General features: G+C 53.3%; 20 protein-coding genes, 6 pseudogenes and 1 other annotated feature. Of the genes and pseudogenes, 15 read left to right on the forward strand and 11 right to left on the reverse strand.

Going from position 1 to position 21,118, the window contains the following annotated elements; genetic code table 11:
• The first annotated feature begins 75 nt into the window (after positions 1-75).
• Positions 76-780: an IS6 family transposase gene (locus ASN_RS18245; protein ID WP_058988143.1), complete on the forward strand. Its 705-nt coding sequence runs from the start codon at positions 76-78 to the stop codon at positions 778-780.
• Between the two features lie 86 nt (positions 781-866).
• On the opposite strand, the gene ASN_RS18250 is transcribed toward ASN_RS18245, so the two are convergent.
• Together ASN_RS18250 and ASN_RS18255 are read right to left on the reverse strand one after the other, a co-directional pair.
• Complete coding sequence (locus ASN_RS18250) at positions 867-1,544, reverse strand: TetR/AcrR family transcriptional regulator (RefSeq protein WP_082666846.1); 678 nt, start codon at positions 1,542-1,544, stop codon at positions 867-869.
• A gap of 109 nt (positions 1,545-1,653) precedes the next feature.
• The gene (locus tag ASN_RS18255; protein ID WP_058989491.1) at positions 1,654-2,358 is read right to left on the reverse strand and encodes an IS6 family transposase; all 705 of its coding nucleotides are present in this window, start codon (positions 2,356-2,358) and stop codon (positions 1,654-1,656) included.
• Between the two features lie 363 nt (positions 2,359-2,721).
• On the opposite strand from ASN_RS18255, the gene ASN_RS18260 reads away from it, so the two are divergent.
• Positions 2,722-4,578 carry a Hint domain-containing protein gene (locus ASN_RS18260; protein ID WP_058989492.1) on the forward strand — a complete coding sequence of 619 codons (1,857 nt, stop codon included), beginning with the start codon at positions 2,722-2,724 and terminating at the stop codon, positions 4,576-4,578.
• Positions 4,579-4,846: 268 nt separating this feature from the next.
• Here ASN_RS18260 and ASN_RS18265 read toward each other — a convergent pair whose 3' ends face one another.
• Complete coding sequence (locus tag ASN_RS18265; RefSeq protein ID WP_058989493.1) at positions 4,847-6,478, reverse strand: Hint domain-containing protein; 1,632 nt, start codon at positions 6,476-6,478, stop codon at positions 4,847-4,849.
• Positions 6,479-6,644: 166 nt separating this feature from the next.
• On the opposite strand from ASN_RS18265, the gene ASN_RS18270 reads away from it, so the two are divergent.
• From ASN_RS18270 to ASN_RS18290, 5 genes are all read left to right on the forward strand, one after another.
• The gene (locus ASN_RS18270; protein ID WP_058988143.1) at positions 6,645-7,349 is read left to right on the forward strand and encodes an IS6 family transposase; all 705 of its coding nucleotides are present in this window, start codon (positions 6,645-6,647) and stop codon (positions 7,347-7,349) included.
• A gap of 287 nt (positions 7,350-7,636) precedes the next feature.
• Positions 7,637-7,873, forward strand: a complete 237-nt coding sequence (locus ASN_RS18275) for a DUF4160 domain-containing protein (RefSeq protein WP_040133518.1) — start codon at positions 7,637-7,639, stop codon at positions 7,871-7,873.
• Positions 7,863-8,270 carry a DUF2442 domain-containing protein gene (locus ASN_RS18280; protein ID WP_058989494.1) on the forward strand — a complete coding sequence of 136 codons (408 nt, stop codon included), beginning with the start codon at positions 7,863-7,865 and terminating at the stop codon, positions 8,268-8,270. The genes ASN_RS18275 and ASN_RS18280 overlap by 11 nt, the downstream gene beginning before the upstream one ends.
• A gap of 103 nt (positions 8,271-8,373) precedes the next feature.
• The gene (locus ASN_RS18285; protein ID WP_026019902.1) at positions 8,374-8,601 is read left to right on the forward strand and encodes an AbrB/MazE/SpoVT family DNA-binding domain-containing protein; all 228 of its coding nucleotides are present in this window, start codon (positions 8,374-8,376) and stop codon (positions 8,599-8,601) included.
• A complete protein-coding gene (locus tag ASN_RS18290) occupies positions 8,598-8,993 on the forward strand; it encodes a type II toxin-antitoxin system death-on-curing family toxin (RefSeq protein WP_058989495.1) in 396 nt (131 codons plus the stop codon). The genes ASN_RS18285 and ASN_RS18290 overlap by 4 nt, the downstream gene beginning before the upstream one ends.
• Positions 8,994-9,287: 294 nt before the next feature.
• Here ASN_RS18290 and ASN_RS20375 read toward each other — a convergent pair whose 3' ends face one another.
• Positions 9,288-9,578 carry a hypothetical protein gene (locus ASN_RS20375; RefSeq protein WP_231948537.1) on the reverse strand — a complete coding sequence of 97 codons (291 nt, stop codon included), beginning with the start codon at positions 9,576-9,578 and terminating at the stop codon, positions 9,288-9,290.
• 141 nt (positions 9,579-9,719) lie between these two features.
• Here ASN_RS20375 and ASN_RS18300 point away from each other — a divergent pair, with 141 nt between their 5' ends.
• Positions 9,720-9,965, forward strand: coding sequence for a type II toxin-antitoxin system Phd/YefM family antitoxin (locus ASN_RS18300; protein ID WP_058989510.1), 246 nt, complete (start codon positions 9,720-9,722; stop codon positions 9,963-9,965).
• Positions 9,962-10,349: pseudogene (locus tag ASN_RS18305) on the forward strand (type II toxin-antitoxin system VapC family toxin). The gene ASN_RS18300 and the pseudogene ASN_RS18305 overlap by 4 nt, the downstream one beginning before the upstream one ends.
• Positions 10,350-10,387: 38 nt before the next feature.
• Here the strand turns inward: ASN_RS18305 and ASN_RS18310 are convergent.
• The 3 genes from ASN_RS18310 to ASN_RS18330 all read right to left on the reverse strand — a co-directional run bounded on the left by ASN_RS18310 (position 10,388) and on the right by ASN_RS18330 (position 12,921).
• On the reverse strand, positions 10,388-11,026 hold the full coding sequence (locus tag ASN_RS18310; RefSeq protein WP_157765218.1) for a hypothetical protein: 639 nt from the start codon (positions 11,024-11,026) through the stop codon (positions 10,388-10,390).
• 420 nt (positions 11,027-11,446) lie between these two features.
• Positions 11,447-11,869, reverse strand: coding sequence for a hypothetical protein (locus ASN_RS18315; RefSeq protein ID WP_058989498.1), 423 nt, complete (start codon positions 11,867-11,869; stop codon positions 11,447-11,449).
• A 785-nt stretch (positions 11,870-12,654) separates the two neighbouring features.
• Positions 12,655-12,921 (reverse strand): helix-turn-helix domain-containing protein, encoded by a 267-nt coding sequence (locus ASN_RS18330; protein WP_058989501.1) that lies wholly within the window; start codon positions 12,919-12,921, stop codon positions 12,655-12,657.
• A 69-nt stretch (positions 12,922-12,990) separates the two neighbouring features.
• Here ASN_RS18330 and ASN_RS18335 point away from each other — a divergent pair, with 69 nt between their 5' ends.
• Positions 12,991-13,773 (forward strand): P-loop NTPase family protein, encoded by a 783-nt coding sequence (locus ASN_RS18335; RefSeq protein ID WP_058989502.1) that lies wholly within the window; start codon positions 12,991-12,993, stop codon positions 13,771-13,773.
• A gap of 110 nt (positions 13,774-13,883) precedes the next feature.
• A pseudogene (locus ASN_RS19785) lies at positions 13,884-14,030 on the forward strand (Fic family protein); the annotation flags it as partial.
• Between the two features lie 39 nt (positions 14,031-14,069).
• Here the strand turns inward: ASN_RS19785 and ASN_RS18340 are convergent.
• Positions 14,070-15,011, reverse strand: a pseudogene (locus tag ASN_RS18340) (IS3 family transposase); the annotation flags it as partial.
• Positions 14,901-15,023, reverse strand: a sequence feature (AL1L pseudoknot). It overlaps the preceding pseudogene by 111 nt.
• A gap of 40 nt (positions 15,024-15,063) precedes the next feature.
• On the opposite strand from ASN_RS18340, the gene ASN_RS18345 reads away from it, so the two are divergent.
• On the forward strand, positions 15,064-16,095 hold the full coding sequence (locus tag ASN_RS18345; RefSeq protein WP_006560347.1) for an IS110 family RNA-guided transposase: 1,032 nt from the start codon (positions 15,064-15,066) through the stop codon (positions 16,093-16,095).
• A 462-nt stretch (positions 16,096-16,557) separates the two neighbouring features.
• Here ASN_RS18345 and ASN_RS18350 read toward each other — a convergent pair.
• Both ASN_RS18350 and ASN_RS18355 read right to left on the reverse strand, forming a co-directional pair.
• Positions 16,558-16,851, reverse strand: a pseudogene (locus ASN_RS18350) (IS21 family transposase); the annotation flags it as partial.
• A gap of 98 nt (positions 16,852-16,949) precedes the next feature.
• Positions 16,950-18,320 (reverse strand): annotated as a pseudogene (locus tag ASN_RS18355) (ISL3 family transposase); the annotation flags it as partial.
• Between the two features lie 89 nt (positions 18,321-18,409).
• Here ASN_RS18355 and tnpA point away from each other — a divergent pair.
• The 3 genes from tnpA (at position 18,410) to tnpC (ending at position 20,787) form a co-directional block, all read left to right on the forward strand.
• Positions 18,410-18,769 (forward strand): IS66-like element accessory protein TnpA, encoded by a 360-nt coding sequence (tnpA, locus tag ASN_RS19330; RefSeq protein WP_058986867.1) that lies wholly within the window; start codon positions 18,410-18,412, stop codon positions 18,767-18,769.
• Complete coding sequence (gene tnpB / locus ASN_RS18365; protein ID WP_010510701.1) at positions 18,766-19,113, forward strand: IS66 family insertion sequence element accessory protein TnpB; 348 nt, start codon at positions 18,766-18,768, stop codon at positions 19,111-19,113. The genes tnpA and tnpB overlap by 4 nt, the downstream gene beginning before the upstream one ends.
• Before the next feature lie 63 nt (positions 19,114-19,176).
• Positions 19,177-20,787, forward strand: coding sequence for an IS66 family transposase (gene tnpC / locus ASN_RS18370; protein WP_058986868.1), 1,611 nt, complete (start codon positions 19,177-19,179; stop codon positions 20,785-20,787).
• Positions 20,788-20,815: 28 nt separating this feature from the next.
• Here the strand turns inward: tnpC and ASN_RS20380 are convergent.
• Positions 20,816-21,076, reverse strand: a pseudogene (locus ASN_RS20380) (transposase family protein); the annotation flags it as partial.
• Between the last annotated feature and the right edge of the window lie 42 nt (positions 21,077-21,118).

Below are 21,118 nucleotides of genomic sequence, written 5' to 3' on the forward strand. Positions count from 1 at the left end.
CTTATAGGCCGGATATGACCATGTGCTGCTTCCTGGTGCTGTCACATTAACTCTGACCTGTGATAGTCTCCGCTGATGAGCGCTGGATCTGTGAGCTACAAACGACATCGTTTTCCGAGTGAGCTGATCGCGCATGCGGTATGGCTGTATTTCCGGTTTCCCCTGAGCTTTCGTCTGATTGAGGAGATGCTGCTCGAACGCGGGATTGTTGTGTCGTATGAGACGATCCGCCGGTGGAGCCTAAAATTTGGAGTGGCCTTTGCCCGCTCGCTGCGCCGCAAGGCCGCTAGACCCGGGGATATCTGGCATCTCGACGAGGTCCGGGTCGTGATCCATGGCCGGCCACACTGGCTGTGGCGCGCCGTCGATCAGGACGGTTACGTTCTCGACGAAATCCTGCAGACCCGAAGGAACACTAAAGCCGCAAGGCGATTGCTGACGCGACTGCTGAAAAAGCAGGGTATCCGGCCCGCGCGCTTGGTCACCGACAAGCTGGGCTCTTACGGGGCGGCCAGACGTAAACTGAGGCTCACGGTCCGGCACCTATCCCACAAGGGCCTGAATAACAGGGCGGAGAACAGCCATCTGCCACTGCGAAAACGCGAACGGGTCATGCAGAAATTCCGCTCACCTGGGGGATGCCAGCGCTTCGTCTTCGTTTTCTCCGCCGTCCGCAACCTCTTCGTCCCGCCCCACTCCATCGACAATGCCCTCTCCCGGCACATCCATCGGATCAGGGCTTTCGTCCAGTGGAACAACGCTACCGCGCTTACCGCCTGAATGCGTCAACACCGAGAGGAGCTCAACAAACCAAAGTTAATGTGACAGCACCAACAGACCTTGCAAGCGGACGACCTGCGGCCTGGTCAGGTTTTCTGGTGTCGGAAAATCCGGATGATCTGGGCTGCAATTTCCGCGCGGGCCAGACGCCCTTCACGGAACCAGCCATCTGCCGAATTCAGCAGGCTGAGCAGCAGAATGCGATAAAGATTTTTATCAATATCGGCCTCAAGCGGCAGGTCGGCCACCAGGTCACGGAAGATCGTCTCAAACGCATCACGCTGCTGGATCAGGGCATCGCGCACATTGACCGGCACGCTGCGCAGGTTGTTCATGATCGGGAGCGTGAGCGAGCCGGGATTAAGCTGGATTTCCAGCATTTCCAAGCAGGCGGCCTGCAGGCGTTCCCACGGGTCCGTCAGGCCGTCAAGTGCGGTGCGGATACGCAGGGCCGCGGCTTCCAGCGCCTTGTTGTGGATCTCGACAAACAGGGCTTCCTTCGAGCGGATGTGATAATAGAGCGAACCGGCCAGAAGGCCCGCCCGCTCCGCGATGTCCCGAATCGACGTGGCGCGGTAGCCCCGCTCCGCAAACAGCTCGGCTGCTATTTCCAGAATTTCATGCCGTCTGTCGGCCTGGTCCTCATGCCCTGGACCTTGTGGTTTTCCGCCATCGGGCACGGCCCGCGCCTGGCCGGGCCCCGCCTTTGATCTGGCGGGCCGGGTAGGGCGGGATGCGGCGGAAGGCAGGGTCGATAGTTTCATCAGGCACGGACCACAGGAAAAACAGCAGGCACTGCATCCAGCAGGTGAAGGACCGCCGGTGCTGTCACATTAACTTTGGTTTGTTGAGCTCCTCTCGGTGTTGACGCATTCAGGCGGTAAGCGCGGTAGCGTTGTTCCACTGGACGAAAGCCCTGATCCGATGGATGTGCCGGGAGAGGGCATTGTCGATGGAGTGGGGCGGGACGAAGAGGTTGCGGACGGCGGAGAAAACGAAGACGAAGCGCTGGCATCCCCCAGGTGAGCGGAATTTCTGCATGACCCGTTCGCGTTTTCGCAGTGGCAGATGGCTGTTCTCCGCCCTGCTGTTCAGGCCCTTGTGGGATAGGTGCCGGACCGTGAGCCTCAGTTTACGTCTGGCCGCCCCGTAAGAGCCCAGCTTGTCGGTGACCAAGCGCGCGGGCCGGATACCCTGCTTTTTCAGCAGTCGCGTCAGCAATCGCCTTGCGGCTTTAGTGTTCCTTCGGGTCTGCAGGATTTCGTCGAGAACGTAACCGTCCTGATCGACGGCGCGCCACAGCCAGTGTGGCCGGCCATGGATCACGACCCGGACCTCGTCGAGATGCCAGATATCCCCGGGTCTAGCGGCCTTGCGGCGCAGCGAGCGGGCAAAGGCCACTCCAAATTTTAGGCTCCACCGGCGGATCGTCTCATACGACACAACAATCCCGCGTTCGAGCAGCATCTCCTCAATCAGACGAAAGCTCAGGGGAAACCGGAAATACAGCCATACCGCATGCGCGATCAGCTCACTCGGAAAACGATGTCGTTTGTAGCTCACAGATCCAGCGCTCATCAGCGGAGACTATCACAGGTCAGAGTTAATGTGACAGCACCTGTGAAACAATCAGAGGGTATAGCTTATCAAGCCCGCAAAACTGTCCGAACGGACGGGACCACCTCACTCATTCTTTGAGATAGAAGATGAAGGTTGCTGCGATATGGAGGGTTCGAAGAACCATTGATTGATTTTGCTTTTGCCTGATTTTAATCAATGGTTCTTCGAACCCTCCACCTCTGTCATTCCATTTCCCCTCTCTTGATTGTTACCTACTTTATTAATGTTTTTGTTGTGTAAACAATTTTCTTTCTGAAATAAATGTATCGGGAATTTTTATGGATCAGGCAGGGCTTTTATCAATTTCTTAAATCAGGAATCATGAAAATGGCAGCTTATACGGACAAATCGTCGGGTCTGACATACACAGTTACCCAATCTGATTTGGTTGGTTTGTATTATAATGTTGTCATCACAGATGCTGATGGCAACAAAGTAGCCTCTGCATCGAATGTTTACGTTGGCTCCATTGTAACTGGCAAGAACGATTCTTTTAACCTAATAAGTGCCATAATCGGCACATACGTCAGCGTTCCAGGCTCAACGGGAAATATCAATACTGGCGTCAATCTTCTCAGTGGCCTTACATACTATATCGGTGGAGATACCACAGTTAGTCTCGGTGTCAGCGCTCTGTCTGGCGCTACTTTAAATGTATATGGTGGTGACCTGACTTTTTCATCTGGTATTGTTGCGGGTGCTCTTCAAGGAAGCACTATTAATATCGGATACGGTGGCACTTATTCATCTGGCACCAATCTAATCGGGCTCTTGTCTGGAACAAAAATTAATTTCACCACAGGAGGTGGTACCCTAGTTCTTAATGCTGGCGGCACTCTTCTTGATTTATCTTCTACGACTATTACTGGTTACGATCCATCTAAAGATACAATTGAACTTCAAAATACAACCGAAGCAATCTCAGGTTATGTAATATCCGGCTCAGGTACGTCCCGTACTGTTTCTTTGAGGGACACGTCCGGAAACGAAGTTGCAAGTTATTCTGTAACAATTGCAGATGGGGCAAATGTGCCAACCGGCGTTTACAATAATGCTGTTAATTCAAACGATCTTGATAAAAACCCCCTTAAAATCACCTACTCTGATGGCAACACTTATATTGGGGCATGCTTCCTTTCCGGTAGCATGATTCGTACGACGAATGGCGAAATCGCTGTTGAAAATATCCAGATCGGTGATGAAGTGATTGCCTTTGATTGGCGGACCAATACAGAAGTTGTTCGGCCTGTTGTTTGGGTTGGGAAAACACACTTTAATATTCGTCACGGTCTGTCCGACGATGAAGCTGGTTGGCCTGTTCGCGTCCTGAAAGATGCGATTGCAGATGGCGTCCCTTACAAAGACATGTTGATTACATCGGAACATTGTCTGTTCTTCAAGGATCGGTTTGTGCCAGTGCGTATGCTGGTCAATGGTGTGTCTATTTTCTACGATAAATCCATCTCGTCCTATGATTACTATCATGTGGAAACAGAGCAGCACTCTGTTATCACGGCGGATGGCATGTTGACCGAAAGCTATCTGGACACTGGCAACCGCTCCTCTTTCCGGCAGGAAGGCAAGATTGCTACCCTTCGTGGCGCTGTCAAAAGCTGGGGAGATGATGCCGGTGCTCCGCTGGGTGTTGAACGTTCTTTTGTTGAACCGCTGTTCCGTGCCATCGAGTGGCGCGAAGACAAGATCTCAAAAGAACAGTTACCAGCCGCTCCTGAACTGACCAGTGATCCAGACCTGCATCTGGTGACGGAAACCGGTGCCGTTGTGCGTCCGATGCGCAATGCAATGCATGAATATAGTTTCATGCTTCCGCCTTCCACACGGTCTGTAAGGATTGTCTCACGCGCCAGCCGTCCTTCTGATGTGATCGGCCCGTTTGTGGATGATCGCCGTTACATGGGCGTAGCAGTTGGGGAGGTTTGCCTGTTCTGCGCAAAACAGCAGTTTGATATCATATCCCACCTTAAGACTGAAAAACCTGAAGGTTGGCATGCTGACATGGGTTGGCAAGGTGTTGCATGGACAAACGGTAACGCCGAACTACCCTTGGGGGATCATCTGGCGCACGGAAAAATGGGTATCCTGTCCATGACCGTCCGTGCTGCAGGCCCTTATGTCGTAAACAATCAGAAAGCGGCAAAAACGGTAAAATCTGCTTAATCAATTTAACTGGACTTGTAACGGTTTTGTGCCTGTTGATTGAGCGTTTAAAGTTTTCAAGAGGAAAGAGAGGTGGCCTCGTCTGTTCGGACAGTTTTGGGGTTTGAAAAAGCTATACCCGGTTGTTGGTATGCTGCCATTTTGACGGCGTTGCTGGTGGCCATTTGGTCAGGGGTTAACCCCTGACCAGATAGCGTCGGCGCCCCATAATACGCCTCATCGGGCGTTCGTGAATTGCCCCGGGTATTCCCCGGGACTGAATAGAACATCAGGCTTTCAGGGCCTGATGTTCTGAGATCGCCTCGTCCAGGACATACGGACCTGCGGCCCTGACTTCGATTGCCATCAGAGCCAGGGTTCCTGGTGCACGTTCCCCCAGGGGAAGCAGAGCATTTCCGCTGGTCCAGCGCATGCTTCCCTCTTCCACGTTGTTCCAGCCGGAGAGCTGGGCATCATGGAGGTGATCGGTCAGTGTGCGTGTCCGGTTGCTTTCGAACAGGGTAACCGTTCCAACCAGAACACCCAGCTGGCGGCGGTCATCGACGAAGGGCCCGATCACATCACAGGGGCGGCTGGCGTTGGAGACGATCCGAACTCTTTCAACTCCGTCGGGGATCATGAACATGACCCGTCCGTTGTTCTGCCGTGCCGGACGAATGATCGCTCCTGCATCCGTGGTCAGGTGCAGGTCATTTTCGTTCGTCAGGGGACGGGCTTCGGTGTAGATCGCAAAACCAGCCTTGTCCGCGCGTCTCTCAATCTTGCGGAAGAGAGGTTCGACCGTTTCTCTGGAAACGGTCAGAGGCACGGCCGCATCATCCCAAGTCAGGTTCCGGCTGCCACCGATCGAGACAACGTTTCCCTTCTGGGAGAAGGCGCGACGGTTTCCGGTATCGAGGTAGCTCTCGGTGAGCATGCCATCGGCTATGATGACCGAATGGACTTCGGTTTCGATGTGGTAGTAGTCGTAAGACGTGATGGACTTGTCGAAGAAGATCGAGCGACCGTTCACCAGCATCCGGGCCGGAACAAACTGTCCATCGAAGAACAGGCAATGTTCCGCTGTAATCAACATGTCCTTGAAGGGAACACCGTCCGCAATGGCATCCTTGAGAATGCAGACTGGGTAGCCTGCCTCATCATCAGGAAGATGGGCACGAACGTTGCAGTGTGCCTGACCGGTCCAGGTCACACGACGAGGGATCGCGACACCATCAACATACGCAATGATCTCATCATCAACACTCAGTTCTTCAACGGCCTTCGTCCCGTGCGGCGTGCTGATGAGAGAGCCTGGGAGGAAGCAGACAAGAACCGCATTCTGTCCGTCAGCTGAAGATGAAAAATCTGATGCAGTATAATAGCTCCCATCTGATTTTTTAGCAGTATGCAGGGTGGTAAGAGTTTTTCCAGAGGAATCCTCAACTGTTATGACGCCACTACCATCATCAACAAGTTTGATGTTTCCCCAAGACCCTACAAATGTAATATTATCTCCTGGAGCAACATTTGTAAATGTAACGTCACTCAGGCCGTATGCATTCAATGTAACTGTGTTTGTTTTTTCTGTTGTGTCCCCAAAATTTATGGTTAATGGACCACCAGAATAGGCATTGCTATTGCTTAATGCTCCTCCATCCATGTTAATTTTTCCAGACATCAGTGTACTTTGATCAAGTACAAGGGATGTTCCGGTTGAAACAGTAACTGATGAGTTGTCGCTTATAGATGCCTGCTGGAATGTGACTGTTCCATTGTTATCTAATACGACGTCACCGACGAATGTTACATTATTAATGGCGCTAGATGGCGATCCTGTAAGGGTAGTGGTTTGCCCGGATGCTCCGATTGTTCCCCCTGTTTGATCAACGGAAGACCAATTCTCGGTTACAGATGACATTTATAAAATCTCACACAGTTTGTTGAGCGCTTCTTTTGTTTGAAAACATAAAACCTTTCAATATGAAAAAAAATAATTAATTTTTATTAACAAGAAAGGAGGAGGGCCTGAAGAGAAGCAGTGAGGGTGCTGTCACATTAACTCTGACCTGTGATAGTCTCCGCTGATGAGCGCTGGATCTGTGAGCTACAAACGACATCGTTTTCCGAGTGAGCTGATCGCGCATGCGGTATGGCTGTATTTCCGGTTTCCCCTGAGCTTTCGTCTGATTGAGGAGATGCTGCTCGAACGCGGGATTGTTGTGTCGTATGAGACGATCCGCCGGTGGAGCCTAAAATTTGGAGTGGCCTTTGCCCGCTCGCTGCGCCGCAAGGCCGCTAGACCCGGGGATATCTGGCATCTCGACGAGGTCCGGGTCGTGATCCATGGCCGGCCACACTGGCTGTGGCGCGCCGTCGATCAGGACGGTTACGTTCTCGACGAAATCCTGCAGACCCGAAGGAACACTAAAGCCGCAAGGCGATTGCTGACGCGACTGCTGAAAAAGCAGGGTATCCGGCCCGCGCGCTTGGTCACCGACAAGCTGGGCTCTTACGGGGCGGCCAGACGTAAACTGAGGCTCACGGTCCGGCACCTATCCCACAAGGGCCTGAACAACAGGGCGGAGAACAGCCATCTGCCACTGCGAAAACGCGAACGGGTCATGCAGAAATTCCGCTCACCTGGGGGATGCCAGCGCTTCGTCTTCGTTTTCTCCGCCGTCCGCAACCTCTTCGTCCCGCCCCACTCCATCGACAATGCCCTCTCCCGGCACATCCATCGGATCAGGGCTTTCGTCCAGTGGAACAACGCTACCGCGCTTACCGCCTGAATGCGTCAACACCGAGAGGAGCTCAACAAACCAAAGTTAATGTGACAGCACCGTTTTAGCATACCCGTCAGATACCGCAGGATGGCCGTACAGGCATTATCAGATGTGGCGGCTGGTTTGTGCCTGTAATGGGAATTACGCTTTGTACAGCCTCACACGGCGCTCTGCGAGCTTTGTCAGAGATCGATGGGCTGTCCATTTCGGTCAGACTGTCCAGATATCCTGCTCCTGACTTTCGGCGGGATGGTTCTGATTGAAAAACCCAAGCGTTAGGGATATAGTGCATTATGCCGACGCTTCTACGCATCAATGGATTTCGTGTCGTGATTTACACGGCAGATCATGTGCCAATGCACGTTCACGTCATAAGCGCGGATGGGGAAGCGGTAATTGAAATTGGCAGGAAAGCCCGCCTGATACGGGCAGGTGGCATGAAGGATAAGGTTATACAGGAAGCCCTTGTCATCGTGCAGGACCACGCTGAGATGCTGGCGGAAGCATGGGAGAAGATACATGGCGAATGACATGAACTATCAGGCCGCTCGTGAAGCAGACGCGCTTCATAGAGCGACAGTTCCTCATGCGGTCTCCGCACGGTTGATCCGTGCGCGCCGCGCCCTTCATGTCACGCTCTCCAACGGTGTTGAAATGAGCGTGCCTGTGGATCTGCTACAGGATCTGCACGGCGCTTCCCTGAATGATCTGGCCGAGATCGAGATCACCCCGCTGGGGAATGGCCTTCACTGGCCACGTCTTGATGCTGATGTCCTGGTCGAAGGTCTCATCCACGGTATCTACGGTTCCCGAAGCTGGATGGCGGCACAGATGGGACGTGTGGGCGGATCATCTGCCAGTCCCGCAAAGGCGGCAGCCGCACGTCGGAATGGTGCGAAAGGCGGTCGGCCAAGGAACGTCGCGTAAGAAAGACTACTGATCACTGTGAGCTAGACAGGCCGGCGAGCATGGTGGTTGCTGAAACCGCAAAACGTTATTACATTGGTCATAACATTAGGGGGGATTCACTATGGTCGAGCTGAAAGTACGAAAATTCGGGAACTCACTCGGGGTGGTGCTGCCCAAGGAAGTGATCTCACGGCTGAACACTCAGGACGGCGCGCCCCTGTATCTGACCGAAGCACCAGACGGCGGATATCGGCTCGTACCCTATGATCCTGACTTCGAAACTAAAATGGCGAAGGCTGAGGATATTATGCGGCGTTACCGTGATACGCTGCATGTTCTGGCGCAATGACAGCTTTCGTCTGGATAGACGAACGGGATACCCTGATCCTGCATGACCGGCTGTTGGGGCTGCATGGTGGCGCTTCCGGCGTACGGGATGCAGGTCTTCTGAAATCCGCACTTGCCCGGCCACAGCAGCATGCGGCCTATGCGGATCCGCTGGATCCAGTGCATCTGGCGGCCGTCTATACGGCGGGTATCGTCAAAAACCATCCCTTCATCGATGGGAACAAACGTACGGGTTTTGTGCTCGGCGTGCTGTTTCTGGAACTGAACGGCTATCGTTTCACGGCAGCCCAGGAAGATGCAGCGAATGCGGTTCTCGCGCTGGCAGCGGGTCAGATGGACGAACGGGGCTATGCGGCATTCCTGACCGCCAATGTCGTAGCCGACAGGGTATAACTGCGGCCATGAACGCAATAACAACGAGGTTATCCGTAGGAATCGACGTTGGATGAATGGCTACAACGGGTATCGGTTCATCATGAAAACCCATACGGAAACACTGGCTTTTCCTTGGTTTCAATCATAGCGCAGACTAAAAGCGTCTGCCCTTTTTTAGCTTTGCACTGTGACGAAAGAGATCCTAAACAGGACGTCCTTTACCTTTCTAAGAGAGAACTAAAGGGTCGAGACAAACCCCGCCTTTCTGGCGGGGTTTGTTCGTTGGTAGATCATTTGCTCAGAAAGAAATACTTAAACCAGTTCCCGCCCTATAGCAGGAGCGTCAATCCACTCTCGCTCGTCTAAAGGTTGAGGTTGGGAATAATCCGAGACAGCAAGAAGTTCATCCATTGTGTAGCCATGTGGATTTGATGGTTTACCAGATAGGGATTTTTCTTCTTTTTCCACGATAAAAATTCCAGAAAATAGAATGAGGGGCGATTTACGTATCTTCCAGCCAGATGCCTTCGGCGGGCTATGCCGTTCCCGTTCAGTATCGAAGTCAGGCTGTCGCCAGAACTGTCGATATTCATCACTCTCCATTGTTTCCGCGTTTACGTGACGTATCACGGTATCGCCAGTCGGAATACTGTCATCAGATTTTCTGAAGAGAGAAGACTTAATTCTTGATAGACTAAACTCACATGACTAAGTCTTATGGTAGAAGATGAGGAGGCTTTCGTCATGCGCACAGTCAACATTCACGAAGCCAAGCCCCATCTGTCCCGGCTGATTGACGCCGCCATGAAAGGGGAAAGCTTCATTATTGCCAAAGCCGGCCGGCCGATGGCGCGGGTCAGCCCGATTACGGCTCCTGAAGAACAACAGCAACGGCGTCTGGGATTTCTTGCTGGAAAAATCCGGGTGCCCGAGGATTTTGATCGCATGGGACAGGACGACATTGTGTCTCTGTTCGACGGTCCGGCATGAGGCTCCTTCTGGATACCCATCTGCTGCTCTGGGCAGCCGGAGAGCCTGATAAGCTGTCAGCACGGGCGAAAACCCTGATGGAAGATCAGAACAATGTTCTGGTCTTCAGCGCTGCCAGTCTCTGGGAGGTCACCATCAAGGTTGGGCTGGGGTCGTGCAGACTTTCAGGTTGATCCCCATCTGTTGCGACGTGGTCTGATCGAAAACGGCTATGAGGAGTTACCGATCACTAGCCAGCATGCCCTAGCAGTGGGATAGCTGCCAGATGTACATCGGGATCCCTTTGACCGCATTCTTGTGGCACAGGCCACGGTGGAAGGATTGCTTCTGCTGACCCATGATCCGCTGGTAAAGGCTTATCCCGGCCCGATCGAAGCTGTCTGAACCATATGCGTACGTGTCCCTTTAAGTAATTTCGGAAATCAGGCGTTAACGATAGCAGCAATTTCTTGTAATTCCCGGATGACAGGACCGGGTTTATCACTCAAAATCTCTCTTTCCGTCATCATGATGACCCCCCGCATGAGCTTTGTCTTATCGAGGTTTGTTCTGTCCATGATCTTACGGACATTTTGATTGGTAACGGGAGACAGCTTAAAGGAAATGCGCCGTTTGGGAATTTTAATCCCAGCAATCTGTTTGCTGAGGGCCTGACGCTGCGTGAGCCACGTCCTTACGTCTTCTTGCAGACGGTCTAATTCTCCCGTTTCACGCTGCCATTTCGACAGGTAGTAAGCAAAAAGGCTCTTGCGAAACCGAGTGGTTGCCCGTGGATCAATCCGATATGCCGCTGCGTCCAGAATTTCCACTTCTGGTGCAGGAATGCTGACTTCCAGAGAAATGTCAGCAACTTCACGTGCGTGTCTGATTGCCGGTGTGGATTGAGCCGGAACAGCGACAATCTGTGCACATTCATCACAGACCGCTGTCAGAATATCCCTGACTGTCCCAGAACCGTCATCAAAAGGGACATCGCGATAGTTAAACGTGGTTGTCACCAGTTTGGCGCAGTGAGGACACACGGCACGGCTTTTATCGCCGGGTTGATAGAGCTTCACCATATTTGTGCTCATTTATGTGCGCTTATGAAAACAGTATCCGGGTCTACGAAGTAGAATTTCAGATACCATCCATCACGCTTGATGATGTGGACTGTGATTGATGGGGCATGGTGGTGTGGGGATGAGGAGTGATCCTGCCCCTGACTGTTCATGAGAACCTGACAAATCTCTTCGGGCGTTACATCTCCAGTGAAAAGCAGGTTTTTGGTGTCTATGGCTGATCGATCTGTTTCATGCTGATAGGTGCCCTCACGTAAGGCGGCGATAACTTTTCGCTTTACCTCTTTGAACCCTTTGGGCTTGATATATACGAATATCCTCGTAAAAAATCAATCAGACTTTGTCACGCATATGGTCATGGAAATGCGCAGATATGCCATGGGCAATCAGGGGCTATTGGCAGAGCTTTCTGAACACAGATTATTCGGTTCTTGAGGAGCGCTTTTTGCCTTCCCACACGGACAGTCCGGCGTATTCAACCGAACCCTGTGCCATACGGATATCCTGACGGGTTGAGTTCGCACGCGTCAGAAGCAGGATTTCCAGCACCATAGCCATGAGTTCGTCCGGGATGCCATCAGGCTCCTGTGAGCCGGTCGCGTCCGGTGCTGTGGGTTTGACAGCAACCTTCCGGTTCAGGTCATCCAGCAGATCAGTCACCAGCCTCATGTCCTGACCAAGGTCCACCAGTCTTTCATTCATGCTGACCAGTTTGCGGTCACTTTTGGACTGTCTCAAAACGGTGTCCCGAATATAGCCAGACACGTTGCCATCAAGAGCAACCTCCTGAAGCCACCCAGCTTCGTCTTCGGTGAATCTCACCGTGTATTTGCGTTCGCGCATGACGGTTCCAATCCAATGGATATCATTTTGTCGGACGTATTGTCGCAGAAAACTGCCATAAAATCAATTAAATGTCCGACTATCGTCGGACGCACAAAATGTATAGATCGAATAAAGTCTTTTGTTTTCAATGCGTTATGCAGTTTGGAGAACTGCGTCATGTGTATAGCCAGATTAAGGAGCAAAAACCGTCAGAACAGGGCAGAAAAAAGACCTTTCCCACACCCATTTATGCAGAAAACAGCGTCCTCTTGCAGCGAGCGTGAGCGAGCAGACCCGAAAAAAGCGAAAACCACCAAAAAACAACCAGAAAAACACCAGTTTGAAACCAAAAAACCACCACTTTCCATATGAGAGAAGGGAGAAAAAACCACCAGAAAAACACCGAAAAACCACCACATATTTTCCTGAAAGGAGATGCAACCAAAAAACCACCAAAAAACAACCATACGTGTCGGAAAAATATCAAATGGGGAAAAGGTGAAGACTGAGAAACAACCGCAGGACAGAACTATGAACGGTGATCTTGAAAACGGTTGTGTGGATGTATTTTGGGACGGTTTGGGCCGTTGCTGTTTTTCTCAGACGAGAGATGTTTGAGAGAGTGGCATAGGTGCTTTTGATATTTCGGATCTGGCACAGCAGTATGTGCAGCAGAATGGGTCTTCCAAAGAGGAACAGTGACATGTGGTCATGAGCTGCATGGGGGACCATAAAACAAATCCCGCCAATAAGGCGGGATCTGCTTCGACCCTTTCTCTACTCTCTAAGAAAGGTAACCTGCCTTATCTTACGGCAGAGGGGCTGACAGGAGAAGGGGGTGGATCTGTCTGCGTGTCAGATTTGATACCCCGCAGGAATTCGTCCGGGGTTGTTTCAAGGCAGTTGGCCAGTTCGAACAGGGTGATGACCGTCGGATTGCGGTGCCCTTTTTCCAGGCCGCTGAGATATTGCTGACTGAAGCCTGAGCGGTCTGAAACCTGCTCTTGTGTCAGGCCACGCGCCTTGCGCAGACGTGCAAAATTCTTTCCCACAAGGCGGCGCATATCCATGCATCCGCAATGGCAGATTACATATTATAATATTATCAACTATAATATGTATTTTGAGGAGCCGTTTTCATGGAACATGCACAGAATGCCTTTCATCCTAAAATCTGCATTCTCTCCGCAGCAGGAGGCTGCGGGAAAACCACGCTGGCCGTGAATCTTTTCCGGCCCTTTCTGGAAAATCCTCTCATGCTTTTCATGGGGCCATTTCCGGAGACAATGTTTTCCCTCAGGGGCATGGAGGCGCACTTCATGCGAGGATCTGAGGTGGATGACATGGTAGCGCAGATCGTGATGTATGCAGACCGCCCCGTCATTGCCGATATCCGCATGAATGTGGTGGAAGCATTTCTGGATGGGGTTAAGACCTGCTTTACGCCCAAAGATGTCTTGTTTGATCTGTTCGTCATTCCGGTGACAGCAGATCCTTACAGTCTGCACAGAGGGATGTGGACGGCAGACCGTCTTCATGAGGCCAATGTGCCGTGGGAGAAAATCCTGTTTCTTCCTGCGCGGGTGAAAGAGGGAGCAGAAAAGGACGCGCTCAACACCGTGCGGCAGGAGGTCAGGGATCACTATGCTGAGAACACAGGTCCCCGGATCCTTGAAAAAGGTTTTATCGAGGAAAATCCGACTTTTGACAGCATGTATGACGTCGGTATCTGTCTGGCTGATCTGTCAGAAGTTCCTGGTGCACCAGGGAGGTGGTCGCTGTGCAGTCAGTCTGAGCATGTGGCGGAAAAACCCTCTCGAACTTTTGTTCGTCTTGCCGGAGAGATGGCATATCTTCGCCCCCGGATGGAGCATGTCTTCAATGAGGTGATGACGTATCTTCCAGATTCTGCTCGGGTCTGAATGGAGCGTATGGATACAGCAGGTCGTCATATGTCAAAGAAACCGGATTTCTTTGACGGATCATTCTGACGTGTTAGAAAAAACACATATTGCTACCACGTTAGGATGTCATGTTAACGCCAACCTATCTTATTCAGCCTTTGCCGCCTCAGGCGGAAATAGAAACGGTTCCGGTTCTCAGGGCTCTGGTCGAGGCCAATAAGGCTCTGGCGGAACTGAAGGGGCGGGCGGCCACCATTCCCAATCAGGGGATCCTGAACTGCCCCGGGTTTACCGGAGAGTGATTTGTTCAGTAATCAGGCAGCGATATCAAGCCCGCTCTGATCTTCATAGAAGGCGCGTTCGGCTTCGGCGGGCGGCCTGTATCCGATTGGCGCCAGCAGGCGTCGGTTGTTATACCAGTCCACCCATCTGAGGGTTTCCCATTCGACCTGCGCCATGGATTTCCATGGCCCCAGATGATGGATGACCTCGGCTTTGTATAAACCGTTGATGGTCTCCGCCAGTGCATTGTCGTAGCTGTCACCAACCGTGCCGACTGAGGCGTCTATGTCAGCCAGCGCCAGGCGTTCGGTATATCGGATCGACAGATATTGTGATCCACGGTCCGAATGATGGATCAGCGCCTTGTTTCCCGCAGGCTTTCGTTGCCAGAGGGCCTGTTCAAGGGCGTCGAGCACGAACTGGGTGGTCATGGAAGTCGATACTTTCCAGCCCACGATCCTGCGGGCGAACACATCAATGACGAACGCCACATAGACCATGCCATTCCAGGTCTGGAGATAGGTAAAGTCCGAGACCCAGAGCTGGTTGGGGGTCTCGGCCCGGAACTGCCGGTTGCCCCTGTCATCGGGACAGGGGCGCGCCGTATCCGGACGGGTCGTGATGACCTTCCTGCCCCGGATGACACCCTTCAGACCCATCTTGCGCATCAGGCGCTCAACAGTGCAGCGTGCAACCTGTCGTCCCTCACGCTGCAGGCTGTGCCACACCTTGCGCGCACCATAAACAGCACGGTTGTCCTGCCATATCCGGCGGATATGTTCCATCAACTCCCTATCGCGCCGGGCACGCGGGCTGGCCGTGGTCGGATCTCTTGCTATGGCCGCATGATGATAAAACGTGGACGGGGCAATCGGCAGAACGCGACAGATTGGCTCGACCCCGTAATCGGCACGGTAGACTTCAATAAACGCGATCATTTGCGAAACGAGATGGGGTGGACGGCCTCCCTGCGGCATCAATGTGCCATGATGGAGGTTCACTGACCATCAGGAGGAGACCGCCCGTATGAAAGCTAGCATAATTGGCCTTGATATTGCCAAATCCGTTTTTCAGGCTCATGGAGCTGACGCAAATGGAAAGTGCGTTTTCAAGCGCAAGCTTGGTCGCAGTGAAATTTCAGCATTTTTTGCAAAACTTGACCCATGTGAAGTTGTTCTGGAAGCCTGCGGGTCAGCGCATTACTGGGCACGGGTGATCAGCAGGATTGGTCATGATGTCAGACTGGTTCCTCCTGATCGGGTCAAATCATTTGTCAAAAAAGGCAAGAAAAACGACGCTGTTGATGCGGCTGCGATCTGCATGGCGGCGACTCATCCTGATACGATGTGTGTTCCGATCAAGAGCGAAGAGCAGCAAGGCGTGTTGTCACTGCATTCTACCCGCGCTCTTCTGGTCAAACAGCAGACCATGCTGAGTAATGCGTTACGGGCTCTTGCTTCCGAGTTCGGGCTGATAGCCCCTCTGGGCACACGCCATCTGCCAGAACTGATGGCAAAAATAGAGACATCAGCCGACCTGCCGGCTACCATGAAGCAGAGTGCCATGTTGTTATTTGAGCATTACGAAAAGGTCGCTCAGAGCATTGATGCTTTGGAAGTGCATATCCGGGCGCGTGCAAAAAGCGATGAGGATGCGCGTCGGCTGATGACCATCCCTGGGGTCGGTCCCATAACGGCTTCTCTGATTGTCGCCTCGGTCGCGGATATTGGCTCCTTCGCCTCTGCGCGCCATTTTGCCGCCTGGCTTGGGCTTGTGCCTCGTCAGCATTCTACCGGCGGTAAAACCCGTCTGGGAAGGATTACCAAAACGGGCAACCGGCAGATAAGAACGTTGCTGGTTCTTGGTGCGACGGCCATGCTTCATCGTGCCCATAAGTGGGATAGCGCTGCGGGTCAGTGGCTATGCGAACTCATGGCGCGTCGTCCAAGGCGTCTGGCAACAGTTGCACTTGCCAATAAAATGGCTCGTATCATCTGGGCGTTGTTGTCACGTAAAGAGATCTATCGTCCGGCTGGTGTCAGTGTTTCAGCAGGCTGACCTGCACCAGCAGAACGATGGACACCGGAGCTTGCTCCGGTAAATCCGGCAGTATGTATGAACCGACGTGATGGGAAGACTGTCATTCAGCAACAGTTCAGGCCATACCGTTCGACCGTCTGTGCCCCTGAGCACGCGATACGAGATTGGTGCCTGACACGTGAGCGCACACCCATGATGGCCAGCGCATAAAGTCGCATAAACAGGCCGGACATAAGAGCGCATCTGACCGGGTCTTCACGTTAAATCGGTATGCATCATCCGCCAGTAGAATAATACGTTTTGGAAATTGCATGGGAAAGACAATGTGAAGCATTGCCTTTAAACGGCCGTCCACATAGGCGGTCGAGCTCCGCCTGAGCAAAATAAGCTGAAGCCTTCTTGAGGATCTCATTGGCCTGACGCAGTTCGCGGACCTCAGATCAGGAAAGGCAGGCAGATCCTGCCAGATATGGCGTCGGGCACCCGTCCGTAGGATCCATCATAACCCAGCGTCACAAGGTCTTCATACAACCGTCGCGCCGTGCGCCGGTTCTTGCGGGATCGGGCGGCTTCCAGAACCAGCCATTCCCTCAATTTTTCAGCAAACGGGTTCAGTCGGCTGGGACGTTCGGGAACCTGGAACCGCGGTTCAATGCTCTCTGCCCGTAGATATTTCCGGATCGTATTGCGTGACAGTCCTGTCCGGCGTTCGATCTCGCGGATCGGAAGATGATCCCGGCGATGCCACCGGCGGATCACACTCAGAAGCTCCATGTCAATCACTCCAAAAACCCCCAGCAGATGATGCCGGGGAGTGTGGAGGCATGGGTCAAATCTCGGTTCTTCCGCACTTTTCGTGATGATGTTTTTGATTATGCGGGTTGGAGGACACGAGCCCTGAGGAGTTCGAAGCCTGCTCTTCCGAACATGGTTCGCTTGATCATTTTCAGTCGGCTGATCTGTCCTTCAACCGGGCTGGTTGTCCATGGTGTGACGAGAGAAGCTTCAATGGCAGCAGCATCCCGTTCAAGCGCAGGAATCAAACGCGATAGCAGCGTCGTTTTCCCTTCTTCCAGCAGGGCCTTTAGATCGCCTTCCTTTCTGGTGTCCTCCTTTTTACAGAGGAGGTTCTGCATTTTCCTGAGCCAGCAGAGCGTGACAGCGAGTTGCGGTTCGGCTTCCAGAAGGGCAGGAACAGGTAGCCCGTCCTGTCGTCCAGCAGACAATGGATCATCTGCAAGAAGAAGGCGTGCAAGTTTGCGCCCCAGAGGGGGCGAGACATACGCGGAAGAAATGGGTTTCGTGGAAATACCCTGTCGCGTCGTCACCCATTTCCGAACAGTGCCATATTTTCCTGTAAACCCCTGCTCCAGGAGTTCCCGCCATAGCTGGCGAATATTCCGACATCCTTCGACCCATCTCTTTTCCAGATGGGATATGTAAGGCCCGAGTATGCTGCGTGTCGGAACCGTCCTTTTCCATGTTGGCGCATGGCCCCGCTGAAACCAGCGCCGCACGGTTTTTCTCTCTACCCCGATCGTTGTGGCGATAGCCTGAATACTGTGCCCTTCTGCTTTCAGGGCAAGAGCTTCATTGAAAAGAGTTTCACGTCGCTCCCCAGAGACTGACCTGATGAGCGTCTGCGCTTCTTCCGGTTGTGTCCTGAATGTTCCAGACGTTTCGCTCAATGTCGTTGATGCGCTGAGTTGTCGCGTCAGGGTTCTGACTGTTGTCGTGAAACGGCCCAGTATGCTGACAAAAGCCTCTGACAGGTTCTTCAGCAGATGCCAGCGGTCCGTCACCTGAAGAGCTGATGGCGCGCCTCTGTGGCATCCATCTGCATAAGCACCGGCACGGTCTCTGGCAATGATTTCAACACCGGGGTGGGCCTGCAGCCATTGGGCCAGGGTCGCAGCCTCCCGATCTGGCAGGAGGTCAATGACATCATTTTTCTCAAGATCTACCACAATCGTTCCATAGTGATGTCCCCGTCGCCATGCCCAGTCATCCACCCCTACCACGCGTGTAGGGGGCATGTCTTTCCTGGTGTTCCGTGCCCGGGAAAGGAGGCGGCGAATGAGAGTGTCCGGGCTGATGGGGCAACACAGGCGCACGGTCATTCGTGCACCAGCGGAACCGCCCAGGGTATGGGCGATATAATAATGAAGATCGGTAAGACGCGTGGTCTGTCTGCCATGACGCACGGTTATCCCCTCAAGGGGCATGACAAACGTCGTAACCGGCCGTTTGAGGCCGCCTTATGATTAAAGATTGTGACTGGTAACTTACCGTCGTTAACGACGTCGTTATTGACGTCATTTGAGAGGTAAGAATGGCCCAGGAAATCCTGATTGGTGTTGAACGCCGTCGCCGCTGGTCGGATGAACGCAAACTGGCGATACTGTCTGAAGTTGGTGTGGATGGAGCGAGTGTATCGGATGTGGCACGTCGGCATGACCTGACCCGCCAACACCTTTACCAATGGCGGAGTTCATTCCGTCAAAGACTATCTTCGCCAGATCAGTCTGTGGCGTTTATTCCTGTTGCTTCAGTGACGACACCTGCTGTGACATCTGGCGGTGGACCTGACGAACTGGCCATAGTGCTGCGCAATGGCCGTAGTATCAGGGTGACGGGACATCCTGCCGAAGATCTTCTGGCCCGGGTCATCCAGATTGCGGAGACGGCATGATTGGCGTGGGCAACGGCGTGCGTGTCTATCTGGCCTGCGGGGTGACCGATATGCGCAAGGGCATATCGGGTCTGGCAGCACTGGCACAGGACGTGCTGCGTCAGAACCCGACATCAGGGGCGCTCTTTGCTTTTCGTGGTCGCCGTGGCGACAGGATCAAGCTTCTGATGTGGGACGGTCAGGGGTTCTGTCTTTATTACAAGGTGCTTGAGAAGGGACGTTTTCCATGGCCGTCTCCGGCAGAGGGCGTTGCACGCCTGACGACAGCACAGATGGCCATGCTGTGGGAAGGCATGGAGTGGAGACGCCCTTCCTGGTCTGCACCACCGTCTCGCGTAGCCTGATTTTTATGGCGTGATCGTGTAGAACCTTTTGAATTTTCTTAGATTTTCTGCTATTTTTTCATAATGACGCCTGCACCCGTGGTCCTGCCTGATGATCCGGATATCCTGAGGGAAATGATTGTTTCCCTGCAGACCGAAGTGGCCCGGCTTTCTGCGTCGGCCCGTGCGTATGAGGCTCTTGTCCAGTCTCTCAAAATCCGGATCGCACGCCTTCAGAAACAGAAATTCGGGGCCAGTTCAGAAAAGATAGACCGTGAGATTGAACAGCTCGAACTGCTCCTTGAAGATGTAAAAATCGCCATCGCGGCAGCCGATCCTTCTCCTGATATCAGGGAGCATGATGTCAGCGATGATGCAGTCTCTCCCCCACGGCAGCGTGGCAAACCACAGGTTTCTGACACGACACCACGGGAGCGTATTGTTCTCGACCCGGGTGAGGCCTGTCCTGCCTGTGGCGGTCCTCTGCGTCTTGTAGGCGAAGATGTCACCGAAATACTGGACTTTATTGCGGCAAAACTGAAAGTTGTCGAAACGGCACGGCTGAAGAAATCCTGCCGCCATTGCGAAACGATGGTGCAGCCTGAAGCACCGTCGCGCCCTGTTCCACGGGGGATGGCTGGCCCCGGGCTTCTGGCCCATATCCTGGTCTCGAAATTCGATGACCATATCCCGCTTTATCGTCAGAACGAGATCTTTGCCCGTCAGGGTGTGGACATTCCCCGTTCAACCCTGATCGACTGGTGTGGTCAGGCCGTTGCCGTTCTGCGTCCTCTCACAGATCTGATCCGTCAGGATGTCGTAAAGGCAGACCTGCTGCATGCCGATGATACACCCATCCAGGTTCTTGATTCCCGTCTGCGCCAGGCTGGGAAACCACGTGGTGTGAAGGAAGGGCGGATCTGGACCTATCTGCGCGATCCCCGCCCCTGGGGCGGGAGTGATCCGCCCGCCGTGGCCTACTGGTTCTCTCCCGATCGCAAGGGGATCAATCCCCAGACCCATCTGGCACAGTTCCGGGGCATTCTGCAGGCTGACGCCTACGCGGGGTTCAGGGATCTGTATAAACCCGATGCAACGGGAACCGTGCATGTGCGCGAAGCGGCCTGCTGGGCTCATCTCCGCAGGGCCTTCCATGATGTCTGGAAGGGCAGTGATTCGACAATCGCAAGGGAAGCACTCGAGCAGATCGGGGAACTCTACGATATCGAGCGGCAGCTCACCGGGTCTCCTGCTCCGTATCGTCTGGCTGTCCGACAGGAAAAAAGCCGCCCTCGTGTCACAGCATTCCACGCATGGTGCGAAACACAGCTCGCCCGTATCCCTGGCAAGGGGGAACTGGCAAAAGCAATCCGTTATGCGCTCAACCGGTGGGCAGCCTTTACCCTCTTCCTCGAAGATGGTCGTGTTGCCATCGACAACAATCCTGCCGAACGGGCCATACGACCGGTATGCGTCGGGCGGAAAAACTATCTGTTTGCCGGTTCAGACGCCGGGGGCGACAACATCGCTGATGCCATGACGCTTATCGAAAGCGCAAAACTTTCAGGCCTCAACCCGCACGATTACCTCGCCGATGTTCTCGCCCGCATCAACGAACACAAGATCAACCGCCTCCACGAATTGTTGCCATGGAACTGGCAACCCGCGAATACGCTTCACAAAAAGGCCGCATAATCAAGGCGGCACAGAACGGCCGGTTACCAAACGTCCGACGTGGACAAAGCATCGTCTGGCAGAAAAAGCGCGGCACAGAAACGATCAGCGTGGCTGGACGGCCCTGCCATGGAAGATCCGCAAGTTTTCTCTGATAGAAACTGTGAATGCGTTGTGTCGGGCACTGACAGTCCGGACACACTGCACTCCGCTTTCGCAGACCGACTTCGATCTCCACTCTGTTGTCCAGTGCAACAACACGACGAACGACGAGGGAACGGGGAAGATCAAGAGACCGAAGGCGTGACACTGGGGAATATCCATGAAAGGGAACGACTTTCTGGATTTCCCA

The organism is Acetobacter senegalensis (assembly GCF_001499615.1).
Classification (GTDB): domain Bacteria; phylum Pseudomonadota; class Alphaproteobacteria; order Acetobacterales; family Acetobacteraceae; genus Acetobacter; species Acetobacter senegalensis.

Excerpts from the sequence above, each read along its gene's own strand:
- ASN_RS18315 (WP_058989498.1), bottom strand. The coding sequence starts at position 11,869 with ATGCGCGAACGCAAATACACGGTGAGATTCACCGAAGACGAAGCTGGG.
- ASN_RS20375 (WP_231948537.1), bottom strand. The coding sequence starts at position 9,578 with ATGGAGAGTGATGAATATCGACAGTTCTGGCGACAGCCTGACTTCGAT.
- tnpB (WP_010510701.1), top strand. The coding sequence starts at position 18,766 with ATGATTGGCGTGGGCAACGGCGTGCGTGTCTATCTGGCCTGCGGGGTG.
- ASN_RS18260 (WP_058989492.1), top strand. The coding sequence starts at position 2,722 with ATGAAAATGGCAGCTTATACGGACAAATCGTCGGGTCTGACATACACA.
- ASN_RS18265 (WP_058989493.1), bottom strand. The coding sequence starts at position 6,478 with ATGTCATCTGTAACCGAGAATTGGTCTTCCGTTGATCAAACAGGGGGA.
- ASN_RS18290 (WP_058989495.1), top strand. The coding sequence starts at position 8,598 with ATGACAGCTTTCGTCTGGATAGACGAACGGGATACCCTGATCCTGCAT.
- ASN_RS18245 (WP_058988143.1), top strand. The coding sequence starts at position 76 with ATGAGCGCTGGATCTGTGAGCTACAAACGACATCGTTTTCCGAGTGAG.
- ASN_RS18255 (WP_058989491.1), bottom strand. The coding sequence starts at position 2,358 with ATGAGCGCTGGATCTGTGAGCTACAAACGACATCGTTTTCCGAGTGAG.
- ASN_RS18280 (WP_058989494.1), top strand. The coding sequence starts at position 7,863 with ATGGCGAATGACATGAACTATCAGGCCGCTCGTGAAGCAGACGCGCTT.
- ASN_RS18335 (WP_058989502.1), top strand. The coding sequence starts at position 12,991 with ATGGAACATGCACAGAATGCCTTTCATCCTAAAATCTGCATTCTCTCC.
- tnpC (WP_058986868.1), top strand. The coding sequence starts at position 19,177 with ATGACGCCTGCACCCGTGGTCCTGCCTGATGATCCGGATATCCTGAGG.
- ASN_RS18250 (WP_082666846.1), bottom strand. The coding sequence starts at position 1,544 with ATGAAACTATCGACCCTGCCTTCCGCCGCATCCCGCCCTACCCGGCCC.
- ASN_RS18330 (WP_058989501.1), bottom strand. The coding sequence starts at position 12,921 with ATGGATATGCGCCGCCTTGTGGGAAAGAATTTTGCACGTCTGCGCAAG.
- ASN_RS18275 (WP_040133518.1), top strand. The coding sequence starts at position 7,637 with ATGCCGACGCTTCTACGCATCAATGGATTTCGTGTCGTGATTTACACG.
- ASN_RS18345 (WP_006560347.1), top strand. The coding sequence starts at position 15,064 with ATGAAAGCTAGCATAATTGGCCTTGATATTGCCAAATCCGTTTTTCAG.
- tnpA (WP_058986867.1), top strand. The coding sequence starts at position 18,410 with ATGGCCCAGGAAATCCTGATTGGTGTTGAACGCCGTCGCCGCTGGTCG.
- ASN_RS18300 (WP_058989510.1), top strand. The coding sequence starts at position 9,720 with ATGCGCACAGTCAACATTCACGAAGCCAAGCCCCATCTGTCCCGGCTG.
- ASN_RS18310 (WP_157765218.1), bottom strand. The coding sequence starts at position 11,026 with ATGGTGAAGCTCTATCAACCCGGCGATAAAAGCCGTGCCGTGTGTCCT.
- ASN_RS18270 (WP_058988143.1), top strand. The coding sequence starts at position 6,645 with ATGAGCGCTGGATCTGTGAGCTACAAACGACATCGTTTTCCGAGTGAG.
- ASN_RS18285 (WP_026019902.1), top strand. The coding sequence starts at position 8,374 with ATGGTCGAGCTGAAAGTACGAAAATTCGGGAACTCACTCGGGGTGGTG.